The sequence below is a fragment of the Streptomyces rapamycinicus NRRL 5491 genome, assembly GCF_024298965.1.
Lineage (GTDB): Bacteria > Actinomycetota > Actinomycetes > Streptomycetales > Streptomycetaceae > Streptomyces > Streptomyces rapamycinicus.
Genome location: NZ_CP085193.1, coordinates 2,836,940 through 2,855,232, shown reverse-complemented (window position 1 = coordinate 2,855,232; position 18,293 = coordinate 2,836,940). Strand labels below are relative to the sequence as shown.

The 18,293-nt window shown below is 73.1% G+C and carries 10 protein-coding genes; all 10 read left to right on the top strand.

Translation table 11 applies throughout. The features are described from left to right. Positions 1 to 95 precede the first annotated feature (95 nt). Entirely contained in the window at positions 96 to 1,646 is a 1,551-nt protein-coding gene (locus LIV37_RS11330; protein ID WP_020867247.1) for an acyltransferase domain-containing protein, read from the top strand. 48 nt (positions 1,647 to 1,694) lie between these two features. Beyond that, the gene (locus LIV37_RS11325) at positions 1,695 to 7,748 is read left to right on the top strand and encodes an SDR family oxidoreductase (protein ID WP_020867246.1); all 6,054 of its coding nucleotides are present in this window, start codon (positions 1,695 to 1,697) and stop codon (positions 7,746 to 7,748) included. Then, positions 7,745 to 10,147, top strand: coding sequence for an SDR family NAD(P)-dependent oxidoreductase (locus tag LIV37_RS11320; protein WP_020867245.1), 2,403 nt, complete (start codon positions 7,745 to 7,747; stop codon positions 10,145 to 10,147). Before LIV37_RS11325 ends, LIV37_RS11320 begins: the two co-directional genes overlap by 4 nt. 28 nt (positions 10,148 to 10,175) lie before the next feature. Beyond that, positions 10,176 to 10,613, top strand: a complete 438-nt coding sequence (locus LIV37_RS11315) for an ester cyclase (RefSeq protein WP_020867244.1) — start codon at positions 10,176 to 10,178, stop codon at positions 10,611 to 10,613. Continuing rightward, positions 10,610 to 11,536: an SDR family NAD(P)-dependent oxidoreductase gene (locus LIV37_RS11310; protein WP_020867243.1), complete on the top strand. Its 927-nt coding sequence runs from the start codon at positions 10,610 to 10,612 to the stop codon at positions 11,534 to 11,536. The genes LIV37_RS11315 and LIV37_RS11310 overlap by 4 nt, the downstream gene beginning before the upstream one ends. Beyond that, entirely contained in the window at positions 11,533 to 12,966 is a 1,434-nt protein-coding gene (locus LIV37_RS11305; RefSeq protein ID WP_020867242.1) for a cytochrome P450, read from the top strand. The genes LIV37_RS11310 and LIV37_RS11305 overlap by 4 nt, the downstream gene beginning before the upstream one ends. 731 nt (positions 12,967 to 13,697) lie before the next feature. Then, entirely contained in the window at positions 13,698 to 14,438 is a 741-nt protein-coding gene (locus LIV37_RS11300) for a TetR/AcrR family transcriptional regulator (protein ID WP_020867241.1), read from the top strand. A gap of 439 nt (positions 14,439 to 14,877) precedes the next feature. After that, a complete protein-coding gene (gene hpnC / locus LIV37_RS11295; RefSeq protein WP_020867240.1) occupies positions 14,878 to 15,741 on the top strand; it encodes a squalene synthase HpnC in 864 nt (287 codons plus the stop codon). Beyond that, on the top strand, positions 15,738 to 16,700 hold the full coding sequence (hpnD, locus tag LIV37_RS11290) for a presqualene diphosphate synthase HpnD (RefSeq protein ID WP_373920607.1): 963 nt from the start codon (positions 15,738 to 15,740) through the stop codon (positions 16,698 to 16,700). The genes hpnC and hpnD overlap by 4 nt, the downstream gene beginning before the upstream one ends. Continuing rightward, on the top strand, positions 16,697 to 18,130 hold the full coding sequence (hpnE, locus tag LIV37_RS11285; RefSeq protein WP_020867238.1) for a hydroxysqualene dehydroxylase HpnE: 1,434 nt from the start codon (positions 16,697 to 16,699) through the stop codon (positions 18,128 to 18,130). The genes hpnD and hpnE overlap by 4 nt, the downstream gene beginning before the upstream one ends. The last annotated feature ends 163 nt before the right edge of the window (positions 18,131 to 18,293 follow it).

Sequence of the window (18,293 nt, the reverse complement as noted above, 5' to 3'; positions counted from 1 at the left end):
CTCACAAACGGCCTTCGGCCGTCCACAGCGCCGCGCCACCCGCGCGGGTGGCGCACCTCACCCACCGTCACCACCACAGCCATGGAGGCATCGGCATGTCCAGCAATCCGTCCCCCGGCGTCACGACGGCGTTCCTCTTCCCCGGACAAGGCGGCTTCGACGGCGAGGCGCTCCGCCGCGCCAAGGAGCGCCATCCCCAGGTCGGCCGGGTCTTCGAGCGGCTCGACGCCGTGACCGAGGAGCTCTACGGCAGCCGCATCTCCGAGGTGCTCTTCGGCGAGCGCAAGGCCGATCTGCGCGATCTGCTCGACAACGACCCGTGGGCCTCCCAGGTCGCCATCTACGGCGCCGGTCTGGCCGCCTACGAGATCCTCGCCGCCCAGGGCGTCGCCCCCGACGTGCTGGCCGGGCACAGCCTCGGTGAGATCACCGCCCTGGTGGCGGCCGGGGCCTTCTCGGTCGAGGACGGGGTCCGGATCGTCGCCCGGCGCGTGGCCGTGATCGAGCGGCAGGGCGGCGTCGACGGCCGCATGGTGGCCCTGGCCGCGAGCGCCGAGCGCACCCGCAAGCTGCTGGAGCTGGTGGACGAGCCGCTGCTGGCCGTCGCCACCGAGAACCACGACGAGCAGACCGTGGTCAGCGGCCCCGCCGGGATCCTGGACCGGGTCGTGGCGATCGCCGGGCAACTGGACGTGGGCGCCATCGAGATCGACACCCCCTTCCCCTTCCACACCCCGGCGCTCGCGCCCGCCGCCCCCGAGTTCGCCGCGTACGTGACGAAGCTGGACCAGCGTCCGCTGAACCGCCCGGTCTACTCGCCGATCCTGCAGCGCTACTACGAGCCGGGCGACGCCCTCGCCGAGCTGCTGGCCGAGCACTTCACCCGGCCGGTGCGGTTCGCGGCGGCCGTACGGCACCTGCGGGAGACCGGCGCCGAGGTGTTCGTGGAGGCGGGCGGGCGCGCCGCGCTCTCCAAGCTGGTCGCCAAGGTGACCGACGGCTCCGCGGTGCGGTCACTGCCCACGCTGGCCGTGACCGGCGGCCGGCTCGCGCTCGACGGAACCCTCGACGCGCTGCGCGAGGCCGGTCTGGCGGCGCCCGAGCGCGGCGGGCTCGCCGAGCTGCTGGCCCCCTCGGTGCCCGAGGACGTCTTCGCGGCGTACTGGAGCGAGCGCGGCCAGATGGTGCTGGAGCTGGTCCGCACCGAACTGGACGCCTTCCGCAAGTCCACCGAGGGCGGCGAGCCCGAGTCCGAGCCGCGGCCCGCGGCGGCCGTCGGGCCGGAGCCCGCCGCCGAGGCCGCTCCCGCTCCCGCGCCGGAGGCCCCGGCGGCACCCGCGTCCGGTGCGCGGCCCGATGGGTACGGCCGCGACCAGCTCTTCGGGGAGCTGCGGACCCTCTACGCCGAGGCGCTCGAATACCCCGAGGACGTCTTCGAGGACGAGGTGCAGCTGGAGTCCGAGCTGGGCGTCGACTCCGTCAAGCAGGTCGAACTCCTGTCCAGGGTCTCCAGCCGCTACGGGCTGCCGCCGCGCGAGTCCGGCTTCCGGCTGGCCACCTACAACACCATGGGCAAGATCACCGACTTTGTGCTCCAGCAGCTCAACGACCAAGGGGCCCACGCACCGGCCTCCGCCACGGGCTGAAGCGCCCACACCTCGTCGCAGCAGTCGCAGAAGGAGTCAGTCGTTCCCATGAAAGACCTCACGGGGAAGGTGGCCCTGGTCACCGGGGGTTCCAAGGGCGTGGGCAAGGCGATCGCGCGGACCCTCGCGGCCCGCGGCGCCGATGTCGTCCTCAACTACTTCCACTCGCACGACCAGGCCAAGCGCACCAGGGACGAACTGGTGGCGGGCGGCGCCCGGGTCGAGCTCGCCCGCGCCTCGGTGGCCCGGCAGGAGCAGGTCGACCGGATGTTCGCCGAGATCGAGGAGCGCCACGGGCGGCTGGACATCCTGGTCAACAGCGCCGCCAACGGGGCCCTGCTGCCCCTGGCCGAGGTGACCGACGAGGACATCGCCAAGGCCATCGACACCAACTACAAGGGCGGACTGCGCTGCGCCCGCGCCGCGGCCCCGCTGATGGCGCGGGGCGGCGGCGGGTCGATCGTCACCGTGTCGGCGCTCGGCGGCTCGCAGATGGTGATGGCCAACTACTCGGCCTGCGCCCCCGCCAAGGCGGCCGCCGAGGCGGCCACCCGCTATCTCGCCGTGGAGTACGCCCCGCTGGGCATCCGGGTGAACACCGCCTCGGCCGCCATGCTGGAGAGCGAGGTCGCGGACAAGTTCCCCCGGGCCCGGGAGATGCAGGAGGTGATCGCGAGGGCGACCCCCTTCGGACGGCTGGGCACCCCGGAGGAGTTCGCCGACGTGGTCGCCTTCCTGGCCTCCGACGCCTCGCGGTGGATCACCGGACAGGTGGTGCTCGCCGACGGGGGACTGACGCTGGGCGCCGCCCTCATGTCGCCGCCCGCCGCGGCCCCGGCACGGGAGGAGGCCGCGCGGGAGCCGGAGCCCGTCGTGACGCCCGAGTCTGTCGTGAAGCCTGAGCCCGTCGTGGCCCCTGAGCCCGTCGTGCCCCAGCCCGCCGTGGCCCCTGAGTCCGAGCCCGTACGGCCCCGTGCCGCCGCCACGACGGCCGCCGTAGCCGAGGCCGTGGACGCGCCCGGCTCCGACCTGCCCGCCGACGTCCCCGACGTCCCCGACGACGCGATCGCCGTCGTCGGCATGGGCCTGGCGGTCGCCGGGGCGAACAGCCCGGAGGAGTTCTGGAAGCTCCGTACGACCGGTGACGAGTTGTTCGTCAAGATCCCCCGGGACCGCTGGCGGCATGAGAACTTCCACGCCGTCGACACCGCCGCCGAGGACAAGGCGTACGCCGACCGCTGCGTCTTCATCACCGACTTCCAGGCCGCCCCCGGCTCCGTCGACAGCATGGCCGAGGGCGCGGACGACCACGAGCTGACCACCATGTGGCTGCGCCACAGCCTGGTCCAGGCCCTGGACGGAGTGCGCCACCAGGACTCCGACCGCTGCTCCTTCGTCGTCGGCTACACCCCCGACGGCAGCCAGCACCTGGAAGAGGCCGGGGTGCTCGACAGCGTCAGCCGGATGACGCACGACATCCTCGGGGACCTGCCACTGGACGAGGGCGAGCGCACCACCCTCGGCGGCGACATCGAGGCGGCCCTGAACCGCCGCTACTGGCGCGCCGGCCAGGACCGCTCGCGCTTTCTGCCGCACCGCGTCGGAGAGCTGGCGATGCGCGGTCTGCTGCCGCCCTCCACCGAGCTGCACATGGTGGACACCGCCTGCTCCTCGTCGCTGTACGCGATCGACATCGCGGCCAAGGGCCTGCTGATGGGCAAGCAGGACATCGCCGTCTGCGGCGGTGCCTTCGCGCTCGCGCCGCGCGGCACCGTGCTCTTCTCCAAGCTCCAGGGGCTCTCGAAGCGTGGTGAGGTGCACGCGCTGGACGAGGGCGCCGATGGCGTGATCTTCGCCGACGGCGCCGCGCTGGTCGTCCTCAAGCGGCTGAGCCGGGCCCGGGCCGACGGCGACGAGGTGCTCGGGGTGCTCCGCGCCTTCGGCTCGTCCTCCGACGGCAAGGGCAAGGCCGTCTACGCCCCCAACGCCGCCGGTCAGAGCCTCGCGGTGCGGCGCGCCCTGGAGGCGGGCGAGGTCGAGGGCACCGCGGTGAGCTGGGTCAACGCCCACGCCACCGGCACCCCGGCCGGTGACCTCGCCGAGTTCACCACGCTGCGGGAGTACTACGGCACCGCCGGACCCGCCGCGGTCACCTCCAACAAGTCCCTGATCGGCCACACCGGCTGGGCCGCGGGCGTGGTCTCGCTGATCGAGAACCTGCTGGGCCTGGCCGAGCACACCATCCCGGGTCAGTTCCGCTTCTCCCGGCCCCGCGAGGACTTCCGGCTCGCCGAGACCGGACTGGAGATCACCCCCGAGCACAAGGGCTGGCCGGAGCGGCCCGGTGGCCCGCGGCTGGCCGCGGTGTCGGGCTTCGGCTTCGGCGGCACCAACGCCCATCTGATCGTCTCCGAGCACCGGCCGCGCCCCGCCGCGGACGCCACCGCCGCCGCCACCGACCGGGCCCCCGCGACCGTCACCAAGGTCCCGGACACCGGCAGCCGGGTGGCGATCGTCGGCTGGTCGGCCCATCTGCCGGGGCTGGCGGGCCGCGAGGAGGTCACCCGCTGGCTGGGCGGCGGTCCGCGCCCCCGCGACAGCTTCGGCGACGAGTACCCGGCGCCGCCGTTCAGCAAGGTCCGGCTGCCTCCCAAGACCATCCGCGCCCTGGACCGCTGCCAGCTGATGATCGTGGAGTGCGCCCATCAACTGCGCGACCAGATGCCGGACTTCTGGCAGGAGCGGGCGCTCAAGACCGGGGTGTTCGTCGGCCATATGGGCCCGACCCGCGCCGCGATGCTCTACGCCAACCGCTGCTACCTCGACGACATCGCCGAGGCGCTGGGCGAACTGCCCTCCGACGCCCTGCCCGGTGTGCTGGAGCGGCTCGGCGAGCGCGTACGCGGCATGATCCCGGCCTCCAACGAGGACTCCTTCCCCGGCCAGATGCCCAACATCATCTCGGCCCGGGTGGCGAACTACTTCGACCTCAACGGCCCGAACATGACGATGGACTCCGGCTTCGCCTCCGCCGTCTCCTCCATCACCTCCGCGGGCCGCTATCTGCGCACCGGTGAGCTGGACTTCGCGCTCGCGGGCGGGATCAACGGCAACAGCCTCCCCGAGTACCGGACGCTGATCGGCGAGCTGCTGCCGCCCGAGGCCCGGGAACTCGCCGAGGGTGCCTTCCTGTTCGCGCTCACCACCGAGGAGCGGGCCCGCGCCGCCGGGCTCGAGGTGCTCGCGTACGTGGACGAACCGCTCGGCGCCGTCGAGGCGGGGCGCGGGGAAGAGACCGCGGACGAGATCCTGCTGTGCGGCGCGCCCGCGCCCGAGCACGCCCGCTACCTGGGCGCGGCCGGTGGTCTCGCCGTCCTCAGGGCGCTGCACCGGCCCTCGGGGACCGTGGAGATCGCCACCGACGAGAGCGAGGGCGCCGCCGGGGCCCGGCTCCGGCTGACCATCCCCGGTGCCGGCCCCGAGTCCCAGGGCCCGGAGACCGAGGGCCCGGAGGCGGCCCCGGCCGCGCTGCCCGCCGCGTTCACCACCGGCGGACGGCTCGCGGACGGCACCCCGGTACGGGTCCGCCGCCAGGTGCCCGTCCTGACCGAGCTGCCCGCGCGCACCGTGCGCGAGCGCGTCCCGTTCCTCCCCGCCGGGGCGGTGGTGCTCACCGACGCCCCCGAGCCGCTGGCCGCCGCCGCGCCGCCGGACGCGGACCTCACCGTCCTGTCCACGGCGCCGCTCGCGGCCCCGCGCCCCGGCTGGCACCACCTGCCCGAGGTCACCGAGGAGTCGGTCCGCCGGGCCCTGGCGGGCGCGGGCCCCGGGGTCACCCACCTCAGGGTGGTGGGTGACCTCGGCCGGGCGGCCACGGACGGCCCCGCGCCCGCCCTCACCGCCCTGCACGACGCCGCCTATCTGACCCTCCAGCACCTCTACGACGACCTGGGCGACCCCGGTTCCTCGGCCGTGGCGCTGCTGCTGGGCGCCGCGCCGGGCGGCATCCCGCATCCGTACACCGGGCTCTTCACCGGGCTGTGGAAGACGGCGGCCCTGGAGCGCGACGCCTGCCTCGCCTTCACGCTGTGCACCTCGGCCACCGACCTCACCGGGGCGATGGCCCGCGCCGAGGAGGAGAGCGCGGCCGGGCGGGTCTTCCCGGCGGTGTTCGACCTCGACGGCGTACGCAAGGCGTATCTGCTCTCCGACGAGCCGAACGACCTGGGAGCGGGGGCACCGGCCGTCCTCGGCCCGGACTCGGTCGTGGTGGTCGCCGGGGGCGCCCGGGGCATCACCGCCGAGGTGGTCAAGGCGGTGGCCGAGCACTTCCGGCCCCGGATCTACGTCCTGGGCAGCAACTCCCTGGACGACTATCCGCCGGAGACGTACCAGGGCACCGACGAGGAGTTCGCCGCCCGCCGCTCCGGCTACATCAAGACCGAGATCGCCCGGCGCGACGGCCGCACCGTGGCCGACGTCAACCGCGCCTTCGACCGCATGGTCAACGCCCGCTGGGCGAAGCGGAACCTGGACGAGATGGCCGCCCACAGCGGCGCCGGACGGGTCACCTACCTCGCCTGTGACATGCGCGACGGCGCGGCGGTGGACCGGGCGATCGGCCGGGTGCTGGACGAGCGGGGGCGGATCGACCTGCTGGTCAACGCCGCCGGACTGCAGCGCTCCGGGCTGATCAAGGACAAGAGCTTCGCCGAGTTCAGCTCCATCCGTGATCTGAAGCTGGACTCCTACCTCCACCTCAAGCACGCCCTGCGCACCGCGCCGCCCCGGCTGTGGTGCAACTTCGGCTCGCTGCTCGGCTACTTCGGGCAGCTGGGGGAGGCCGACTACGCCGCGGCCAACGACTTCCTGGCCACCGCCGCGACCCACACCCGCGCCACCGGTTCGCCGACGGACGAGTTCACCATCGGCTGGACGCTGTGGGAAGGCGTCGGCATGGGCGCCAACGAGCTGACCAAGGCGTACTACGAGCGCGCGGGCTCGTACAGCAACATGGCCATCGCCGAGGGCATCCACCACTTCGTCCAGGAGCTCCACGCCCCCGTGCGGCGCCCCTCCGTGGTCCACCTCGGCGACGCCGAACGCGCCACGGTGGAGCGCTTCTACCCCGGCTACCTGGACCGGCGGTCCGGGTTCTTCCTGCGTCGGCTGGTGGCGTCCGACGAGCGGTCCGTGGTCTACGAATGCCCCTTCGACCTGGACACCGACGGCTATCTCGAACACCACACGGTGCGCGGCGAGGCCACCCTGCCCGGCACCTTCGTCACCGAACTGGCCGCCGAGGCCGCCCGGGCCCTGGTCCCCGGCAAGCGGGTGATCGCCTTCGAGGATCTGCGGTTCGAGCACTTCCTGCGGGTCTACCGCGACATCCCGGCCGGTCCCAGGCGCATCCGCGCCGAACTCGTGGACAGCCCCGGGGAGGTGACCGTCGTCCAGGTGCGGATCACCGAGGACGTGGTCGCGCCCAGCGGGGTGGTCCTGGTCAAGGACCGGGTGCACTTCCTGGCCCGGGTGCTGCTCGACACCGAGGCGCCCACCGCGCCGCGCTGGGAGGAGTGGCCGGCGGGGGAGGAGACCCCGGTCCCCGACCCGTACCACCAGCCCGGCTCCCCGGTGCGGCTGACCGGCCCCTTCGTCTCCACCACCGACACCCGGATCCATCCCCGGGGCAAGCGCGCCCGCTACGCGCCCGACGTCCCGGCCGGCGATCCGGTGTGGTCCCGCTTCACCGTGCCGAGCATCCTGCTCGACGGGCTGGCCCGGGTGGGGGTGCTGGATCTGGTCGACGGGCATCTGGTGCCGGTGGCCGCACCGCTGTCCATCCGCCGGATCGATCTGTACGAGGAGATCAGCGACCACGACCTGGCCGCGTCCGGGGAGGACATCGACCTCTTCGTCACCCCGCCCGGCTTCGATCTGACGGCCGACACCATCAGCAACCGCTTCGTGGCGGTGCGGCCCGACGGCCGGATGCTGCTCCAGATGAAGGACATGCGGGCCACCCTCATCGGCTACGTCGACGCCGAGACCGGCGAGGCCGTCCCCCTGGAGCAGACACCGGCGGAGGAGGACCGGACATGACCGCGACTCAGCCGGACATGACCGCGACCGCGGAGGATGCGCCGGTCCAGCCGGTGGCCCGGATGGTGTGGCGCCTCACCGAGCTGCCCCGCCCCGCCGGGCCGCACCCCCGGCCGGCCGGAATGCGGGTGCTGCTGATCGGCGGCGAGGAGGACATCGCCGCCGGGGTGGAGCGCGAACTGAAGGAGCACGGCGCGCTGGTGCGCCGGGAGCCGGACGGCCCGGGCCCCGTGGACGCCATCGTGGACCTCACCGTGGGCCGGGCGTACGACCCGGACCGGGCCGCCTCCGCCGGGGCCTGGCGGCGGGCGCTGACCGGGACCGTGACCGCGCTGCGCGCCACTTACGACGACTGGGCGGCCGAGACCGCCGCGGACCGGCTGTGCTATCTCGCCGTCAGCTACCTCGGCGGCGGGATGGGCCAGCATCCGCGGGACGGTCTCGAGCAGCCGCTCGGCGGCATCTGGGCGGGGCTCGCCAAGACCCTGCACCGGGAGTTCCCCAACGTGGCCGCCCGCGTGGTCGACATCGACCTGGCCGCCTCCGCCGAACTGCCCGGCATCGTCGCCGCCGAACTCGGCCGCACCGGTGAGATCGAGGTCGGCTACCGCGACGGCCGCCGGTACACCCTCACCCCCGAGGACCGGCCCGTGGCGGCGCCCGCCCTCACCCTCGGCCCCGAGGACACCGTGCTGATCTCGGGCGGTGGCCGCGGCATCGGCTGGGAGCTGGCCAGGTCGCTGGCCGCCCGGCACGGCGCACGGGTCGTGGTGACCGGCCGGGAGCCCTTCCCCAGCGGGGACGAGCCCTGGTTCGGTGTGGATCAGGCCGGGTGGAAGGCGTACGAGAAGCAGGTCTGGGCGGGCCGCGCCAAGGGCGAGTCGCCCGCCGTGGTCCGCGGCCGGCTGGCCCGCACCCGCCGGCTGTGGGAGCTGGCCACCCATGTGACCTCCGCCCGGCGCGAGGGGCTGCGCATCGAGTACGCGCGCTGCGACTTCACCGACCGCGCCCAGGTGCGCGAGCTCATCCGGCGCGAGGACGCGCTGGAGGGCGGCCGGCTCGCCGGGGTGGTGCACAACGCCGGGGTGGACACCTCCGCCCGGCTGCCGAAGAAGACCGACGAGGAGATCCTGCGCACCGTCGAGGTCAAGATCGAGGGCTTCCTCAACGTCTTCGAGGAGGTGCGGGACCGCGACCTGAAGTTCTTCTGCAGCGTCGGCTCCCTCACCGGACGGCTCGGCGGCATGGTCGGCCAGCTCGAATACGCCGCGGCCAACGACGGTCTCGCGCGGCTCGGCCAATGGGCCGCCCGCCGGGCCGCGTTCCCCGTGATGACCCTCGCCTGGCCCACCTGGGACCGCATCGGGCTGATCGCCAACTTCGCCGCCACCCTGCGCTACATGGCCGCCATCGACGTGGCGGACGGTCTTGAGCGCTGGCGGGCCGAACTGCTGGCGGGCTCCGAGGGCGAGGTCACCTTCGTCGGGCCGCTGGGCAAGGCCATCGACCCGGGGCAGGCCATCGGCTATCCGGTGGTGCCCGCGCTGCCCGGCTTCGCCGCCGCCTATCCGAAGGTCTTCCACCTCGGCGAGGTGACCTCCTACCAGCCGCACGCCCAGCTGACGGCACGCGTCGTCCTCGACCCCGAACACACCCCCGCGCTCGGCGACTTCCGGATCGACGGCACCCCCGCGCTGCCGCCCTCCCTGCTGCTGGAGAACGCCCTGCGGGCCGCCGAATGGATCGTCCCGGAGGACTTCCCGGCGCTGCGGGCCGGTGCGCTGGAGGAGATCGTGGTGCCGCTGGCGCTGCTGCGCCTCGACGGCCCCGCGATCCGGCTGGTCCGCGAGATCCGCGGCTTCCACGAGGGGCACGACTGGATCGTGGAGGTCCGCTACCGCCACGAGGGCGGTGGGGACGGCCCGGAGGCGAGCCTGCGCATCGTCCACGAGACCGGCGCGCCCCGGCCGCCCGCCCCGCCGCGCCCCGACGTGCCTCAGACCACCACCCTCCGCTCCGGGCCGCCCTTCCTGCACTGGCGCGGCGCCGTGGTGCCGCTCTCCGCGTGGACGGCGGGGCCGGGGGGCCGCTTGGTGGCCGAGGTCCCGCGCTGCCTGCCGGTCGACCTGTGGGCGACGCCGTACGTACCCGGGACGGCCCTCCCCGTCGCCGCGCTGGAGAACGTGGTGCGGCGGTGCACCACCCAGGGCGACGGCCTCTCGGTCACCGCCGACCCCCTGATCCTCGGCCGGATCGCACCGCACTCCGCCGAGCGCGGACCCACCCGTGTCGAGGGCGATCCCTCGCTCGGCGTCTGGCGGATCACCGACGCAGACTCCGGAGACCCCGTGGCGACCGTCTCGGGACTCTCCGGCCCGCTGGGAAACACGACGGAATAGACAGCACGACAGAAGAGAAAGGCAGTTCATGTCCACTCCCGAGCAGAACAAGGCCGTCCTCGAGCGCTACTACGAGGAGTGCCTCAACAAGGGCAATCTCGACGTCATCTACGAGGGCGCCACCGAGGACCACATCAGCCACGGCACCGCCGCCAACGGCAAGGAGGGCGTGGAGCACCTGAAGGAGTGGGTGCGGCTCCAGCGCGCCTCCTTCCCCGACCTCCACGTCACCGTGGACGACTGGATCCTGGAGGGGAACAAGGTCGTCAGCCGCTTCACCGCGCGCGGCACCCACACCGGTGACGACTACGCGGGCCTCATCCCGGCGCAGGGCCGCAAGCTGGAGATCCCCGGCATCGTCATCGACGAGTTCGACGACGCGGGCAAGATCGTGGAGAGCTGGTTCTCCATGGACTCCTACGACCTCGCCACCCAGCTCGGGGCGTTCGACGCGCCCCCCGCGTGACCGGCCATGAGCCGGCCCCGGGCTCCGGGGCCGGCATCCCGGTCCTCATCACCGGCTGCTCCTCGGGAATCGGCCGCGCCTGCGCGCTGCGGCTGCACCGGGCCGGGCACACCGTGTACGCCACCGCGCGGCGGCCCGGGACACTGGCGGAGCTCGCGGGCTTGGGCATCCGCACCATGGCGCTGGACGTCACCGACGAGGAGTCCATGGCCACCGCCGTCGCCAAGGTCGAGGCGGCGCACGGCGCGGTCGGGGCGCTGGTCAACAGCGCGGGCTACGCCATGTCGGGCTGTATCGAGGAGGCCTCCCTGGCCGAGGTGCGCGAGCAGTTCGAGACCAATGTGTACGGCCTGGTCCGGCTCAGTCAGCTGGTGCTGCCCGCGATGCGCGCCCACGGCGGCGGCACCATCGTCAACATCTCCTCCATCTTCGGCCGTTACGCCGTCCCCGGCTCGGGCTTCTACAACGCCACCAAGCACGCCGTGGAGGGCTTGAGCGACTCGCTGCGGAACGAGGTGGCCGACTTCGGGGTGCGGGTCGTCCTCGTCGAGCCGGGCCCGGTGCGCACCACCCGCTTCGGCGCCACCTACGTGGCCAATCTGCGGCCGGTGAGCCGGACGTACGAGGCCTTCCGCCGGGAGAGCGCCGAGTACTTCGAGGCGATCTACACCGGCAGCCGCCGGACCCTGGCGGGCACCTTCGCGATCCAGTCGGACGACGTGGCCCGCCGGGTGGCGAAGGTGGTGGCCAAGGGCGCCCGCGGCTCCCGGCCGCGCGCCCGCTACCCCGTCGGGCTCCTCGCCCACAGCACCATCGCCCTGCGGCGCCTCACCTCCGACGTCCTTTTCGACCATCTCTTCGTGCGCCGCCTGTTTCCGGTGCCCCGCGGGCCGCGGCCGCGAAAGCAAGGAGACCACCGATGACCACAGCGACCTCCGCGCCGCGCACCGCACCCGGCCCCAAAGGCGCCCCGCTGCTGGGCAGTCTGGGCCCCTGGAAGCGGAACACCGCCGAATTCCTGCTCGGTCTGCAGCGCGACCACGGCGAGATCGTCCGGATGCGGCTCGGCCCGTTCCTCGTGCACCAGGTGACCGAGCCCGAGGCGGTGCGCCGGGTGCTGGTGGAGAACAACGGCAACTACGTCCGCGGGCCGCTCTACGAGCAGTTCGGCGTCGTCATGGGCAAAGGACTGCTCACCACCGACGGCGAGTTCTGGCGCGCCCACCGGCGGGCGGTGCAGCCGGTCTTCCTCAAGAACGCCATCACCGACATCATCCCCAACATCATCCGGGCCACCGAGGAGATGCTGGAGACCTGGGAGCGCAAGGCCGCCGCCGGTGAGCCGGTCGACCTGATGACCGACATGCTGCGGCTGACCCTGGTCACCCTCTCCCGCTCGCTGTTCGCCTACGACATCAAGCCGGACTCGGCCCTGCTGAAGACGATCGTGGACGATGTGGTGGAGGTGATGTTCCGCCGCGGCACCGCCACCGAGATGCTGCCCTCCTGGGTGCCGACGGACCGTCAGCGCAAGATCCTCAGGATCCACCGGGTCTTCGACCGCATCGTGGCCGATGTGCGCCGGAGTTACGCCGAGACGGGGGAGGGGCCGCTGATCGCGCTGATGGAACGGGCCACCGACCCGGCCACCGGTGAGCCCTGGACGGATCAGCAGATCAAGGACGAGCTGCTCACGGTCTATCTGGCGGGCCATGAGACCACCGCCGTCTCGCTGTGCTGGACGCTGCTTTCGGTCGCCGCCCACCCCGGCGTCCAGGAGGAGCTGGACGCCGAGATCGCCACGGTGCTCGGCGGCGGGCTGCCGGACGCGGAGAACGCCGAGGCGCTGACATACACCAAGATGGTCGTCGACGAGAGCCTGCGGATGCACCCGCCCATCTGGATCTTCCCCCGGGCGGCGGTCGAGGCGGACACCCTCGGCGGCTACGGCATCGAGCCCGGCTCCTCGATCCTGCTGTCCCCGCTGGTCTCCCACCACAACCCGCGCCACTGGGACAACCCGCTGGCCTTCGACCCGTACCGGTTCACCCCGCAGGCCATCAAGGAGCGGCCGCGGATGGCATACCTCCCGTTCGGCTCGGGGCCCCGGCAGTGCGTCGGCAACTTCATGGCGCTGCTGGAGCTGCGCACCATCGTGGCCATGGTGAACCAGCGCTTCCGGATCAGCCGGATCCCGGGAACCGAACTGCGGTACGGCTCACCGGTGATCTCGCTGCGGCCGCTCAAGGACGTGATGGTGACGGTGACTCCGCGCGAGCGAAGCGCCGCCGCACCCGGCCCGTCCCCCCGGACCGCTCCCGCCGCCCCCGCCGCCTGCCCCCATCACCCGTAGGCCGGAGGGCGGAAGCGGAATGGGAGTTCCGGGCCGGGCCCACGCCGTTGCCTTTCCCGATTTCGCCCGCGCGCCCCGGCCCGGGAAACCCGGCACACCGTCAGAAGCACGGGTCCGTGGCGGTGGATCGTTTTCCCCGGGACGCGGGCGCTTTTCAGCGAAAACGCGTCCCATGGCGATGCGGACGAGAATGCGGAAGATGTGCGGCGGGACCCGAAGGACGAGGCCCGGGCCGACTCCGCGGCAGCGCTCCGGCGCCGGGGCGACGCCCTCCGGCGGGCCGCGGAAACCGTCCCCGGACCGGGTCGGAAATCCACCGCGCCGACCGGTCGGTTTTCTTGACGCTCCTGGTGGAAGGGGTGGGACGGACCCTTTCCCCAGGTGCGCCGGGACGGGCGAGAACTTCATTTCACGATCGCTACGGCCGTTTACTCCCAGGTGGCGCCCAGTGCCGCCGTCCATCCCCCTCCGTCCGCTCCCCGGAGCACTCGCGCACAATGCCTCCGAATGAATGTCCGACGCATGTACGGACGCTCCCCCGCGCCCCCGGGTGACCCGGATGGTGGTCGCTGAGCCATCCGGCGGGGCAACCCCGCGGATCTGTGGCAGGGTCAGGGGGCTAGCAGTTGAACCAGAGGCACCGTCACCGCCGCTGTTCACTAAACGGAGGCGCTGTATCGTGTGCGTGTACGCCGGGTTGTCGAGCGGCGCAGCATCAGGGAGGGGGACGCGTGTCGCCAGGGGAAGCGCACGTCGCACCGTACTCACGGCGCGAGCGGCTGCGCATCGCGACCATCCGTGAAATCAAGGACGTCGCCCGGACGCTCCTGGTTCAGGAGGGCCCGGAAAATGTGACCATCCGGGCCATCGCGCGTGAGATGGGCATGACCGCGCCGGCCGTCTACCGCTACTTCAGTAGCCGGGATGCGCTGATCCTTCAGCTGCGTGTGGACATTTTCGAGGAGATGGCCCGCTTCATGCAGGGGGTCCTCGGTCAGCACCCCGAGGAGGAGCCGGGCCGCCGGTGGATCAGCGGCGCCCGCGCGCTGCGCGTCTGGGCGATCAAGCACCCCCATGAGTTCGGGCTGATCCTCGGCCCCTGGGCCCCGGGGCTCGGCCGCGAGGAGACCAAGCCCGAGCGCCATATGAGCTGGGTCTTCGGCTCCGTGTACTCCGATCTGGTCGCCGACCTGTGGCGGGTGCGGGGCTTCCCGGCCCCCGAGGTCGAGGAGCTCGACCCCGGCCTCGCGCAGACCCTCACCGCGCTCAGCGAGGACCAGGACGTCGACATGCCCCCCGGAGCCATCGCCGTGATGCTCCGCTGCTGGGTGCGGCTGTACGGGGTGATCTCCATGGAGGCGCTCGGCCATATGTCCTTCGCGCTCTCCGAGGGCCAGCACTTCTTCGAGTTCGAGCTCCGCGACCTGTGCCGGGTGCTGGACATCTCGGAGTTCTACGAAGAGGTCGTCTGAGGTCATCCGAAGGCCCCCGGACACCGGCCCGGGGGCGTTCGCCGGTCACCCGCCCGGCGCCCGGTCGAAGGTCACATCGGGGTATCGCTCCGTACATGTGTACACCGAGAGGCGTAAGCTGTGGCAATGCCCGTCCGGATCATGCCGGAGCCGGGCCCTTGTCGCCTGTTCGGGGGCTGGGGGCCGGGGCCCGTTGACAAGACGGAGCGGCGTGTCCGGATCGTGCGGACCCTGGTAACCGGTGTAGAACGGGGGATGTGACGGCATTGGCTACACGGCCCATCTCCAGCGCTCCCGAGGGGCCCGGTCGCCGGGACCCACGTGGCGTCCTGGGTCTCGCCCGTACGCCTGGCTGTCCACGGTGACCGTCGAGGACGAGCGCAGCGGGTCCCATACCACGTCGAGCAGCCGGAGCGGCGGGCAGGAAGCCGCTCGCGCCGTGCTCGACAAGGCCGCCCACGAGAACTTCCCGGTGGCCCCCTTCTTCATCCCCCGCGCCTGGCGCACCGATCTGATGGCCGTCTACGGCTACGCCCGGCTGGTCGACGACATCGGCGACGGCGATCTGCCCCCCGGCGGCGCCGACGCCGAACTGCTCGGTCTCGACCGCGACCGGGCCGACGACGCGCTCGCGATGCTGGACGCGTTCGAGGCCGACCTCCGCCGGGTCTTCCGGCCCGCCGCGGAGCCGCGCCATCCGCTGCTGCGGGCCCTGCGCCCCACCGTCCACCGCCATGGGCTTGACCAAGGGCCCTTCCTGGGGCTGATCGAGGCCAACCGTCAGGACCAGCGGATCCGGCGGTACGCCACCTACCAGGACCTCCTCGACTACTGCGAGCTGTCCGCCAATCCGGTCGGACGGCTCGTCCTCGGCATCACCGGCACCGCGAGCCCCGAGCGGATCCGCCACTCGGACGCCATCTGCACCGCCCTGCAGATCATCGAGCACCTTCAGGACGTGGCCGAGGACCTCCGCAGGGACCGCGTCTATCTGCCCGCCGAGGACATGAAACGCTTCGGCGTGACCGAGGCCGACCTCGCCGCCCCCAGGGGCGGCGTACGGTTGCGCGCCCTGGTCGCGAAGGAGGCGGAACGCGCCGCTGCCCTGCTGAATGAAGGCACCCCCCTGGTGGGTAGCGTCCACGGCAGGCTCAAGGTGCTGCTCGCCGGATTCGTGGCCGGGGGGCGGGCCGCCTTGCGGGCGGTCGCGGCCGCGGGACATGACGTACTCCCTGGACCGCCCAGGCCCACCAAGCTCAGCCTGCTGCGCGAGGTGGGGGCGACACTGCGAAGAGAGGGGTGAGCCGGACCGTGAAGGGATCTCCGCACGCGTCCGCGCCAGTGCTCGCGGCGTACCGCTACTGCGAGGCCGTGACCGGCCACCAGGCCCGCAACTTCGCCTACGGCATCAGGCTGCTGCCGACGGAGAAGCGCCATGCGATGTCGGCCCTGTACGCCTTCTCCCGCCGGGTCGACGACATCGGCGACGGCCCCCTCGACCCGGAGGCCAAGCGCGCCCGGCTGGCGGACACCCGCGCCCTGCTGGACCGGATGCGGGGCGGCGGCATCGAGGAGGACGACACCGACCCCGTCGCCGTCGCCCTCGCCCATGCCGCACACCGCTTCCCGATCCCGCTGGACGCGCTGGACGAGCTGATCGACGGCGTGCTGATGGACGTGGCCGGGCAGACCTACGAGACCTGGGACGACCTCAAGGTCTACTGCCGCTGTGTGGCGGGCGCCATCGGACGGCTGTCGCTCGGCGTCTTCGGGACCGCCCCCGGCACCGGCCACAGCGAGGACGAGCTCGAACGTGCCCCGGCCTACGCCGACACCCTCGGGCTCGCGCTGCAGCTGACCAACATCCTGCGCGACGTCCGCGAGGACGCCGCCACCGGGCGCACCTATCTGCCCGCCGACGACCTGGCCAAATTCGGCTGCACCGACGCGTTCCGCGGCTCCACCGCACCGCCGGACGCCGACTTCACCGGCCTGGTCCACTTCGAGGTGCGGCGGGCCAGGGCGCTGTTCGCCGAGGGCTTCCGGCTGCTGCCGCTGCTGGACCGGCGCAGCGGCGCGTGCGTGTCCGCCATGGCGGGCATCTACCGCAGGCTGCTGGACCGGATCGCCAAGGACCCCGCGGCCGTCCTGCGCGGCCGCGTCTCGCTGCCCGGCCATGAGAAGGCGTATGTGGCGGTGCGCGGTCTTGCCGGTCTCGATGCCCGCGCCGTCGAGCGCCGCTCCACCGGGAGGGCGGTGTGACCCACTCGACCCTGGACCCCGCCCCGGCCGCGGGGCGACGCCCCGCCGGGCGGAGCGCCCTGGTGATCGGCGGCGGGCTCGCCGGTACGACGGCCGCGCTCGCGCTGGCCGACGCCGGGCTGCGGGTCACCCTGGTCGAGGGCCGCCCCCGCCTGGGCGGCCTCGCCTTCTCCTTCCACCGCTCCTCCCCGGCGGGCGTCCTCAGCGTCGACAACGGCCAGCATGTGTATCTGCGCTGCTGCACCGCCTACCAGTGGTTCCTGGAGCGCGTCGGCGCCGCCCGACTCGCCCCGGTCCAGGGCCGGTTGGACGTCCCCGTCCTCGACGCCCGGGGGCGCGACGGGCGGCGGCTCGGCCGGCTGCGCCGCACCGCTCTGCCGGTGCCGCTCCATCTGTCCGCGAGCCTGGCCACCTACCCCCATCTCTCCCTCGCCGAGCGCGCCCAGGTGGGCCGCGCCGCGCTCGCCCTGGGGCGGCTGGACCCCGAGGACCCGGAGCTGGACGGGGTGGACTTCGCCGGCTGGCTGCGCCGCCACGGCCAGTCGCCGCGCGCCGTCGAGGCGCTGTGGGACCTGGTCGGCGTGGCCACGCTCAACGCCACCGCGACCGATGTCTCGCTGGGCCTGGCCGCGATGGTCTTCAAGACCGGGCTGCTCTCCCGGCCCGGCGCCGCCGACATCGGCTGGGCCCGTGCCCCGCTCGGCGAACTGCACCACACCCACGCCCACCGCGCCCTGGACGCGGCGGGCGTGCGGACCGACCTGCGCACCCGGGTGACCGCCGTCACCCGCACCCCCGAGGGCCGCTGGAGCGCGGCCACCGCCGGGCGGCCGGGGGAGGAGCCGCGGACCGAGGCGGACGTGCTCGTGCTGGCCGTACCCCAGCGCGAGACGCACGCCCTGCTGCCCGACGGCGCCCTGAAGGACCCCGGCCGGCTGCTGCGCATCGGCACCGCGCCCATCCTCAATCTGCACGTGATCTACGACCGCACGGTGCTGCGCCGCCCCTTCTTCGCCGCGATCGGCTCCCCCGTCCAGTGGGTCTTCGACCGTACGGACGCCTCGGGGCTCAGGGACGCGCCCGGGGCCGGGGACAGCCAGTACCTGGCGGTGTCGCAGTCCGCCGCGTACGACGACATCGACCGCCCGGTGGCCGAGCTGCGCGCCCGCTATCTGCCCGAGCTGGAGCGGCTGCTGCCGGTCGCCCGCGGGGCACGGGTGCGCGACTTCTTCGTCACCCGGGAGCGCACCGCCACCTTCGCCCCCGTCCCCGGCGTCGGCCTCCTCAGGCCCTCAGCCCCGACCGACGCACCCGGCCTCTACCTGGCCGGTGCGTGGACCGCCACCGGCTGGCCCGCGACCATGGAGGGCGCCGTGCGCAGCGGTCTTTCCGCCGCCCGCGCGGCCCTCACCGACCTAGGGGGCTTCTGATGGATCTCCGTGGCGTCGCGTGCCCTGGCACCAGGGGGCACCTCCCAGCGGTAGCTGGGGGAGCTCGCGGCGTTGTCGTCGGTCAACGACTCCCCCAGCTACCGCTGGGAGGTGCCCCCTCCGCGTCGCTTCCCTCCTCCGCCTCGCGATCGCAGGCGCCAGA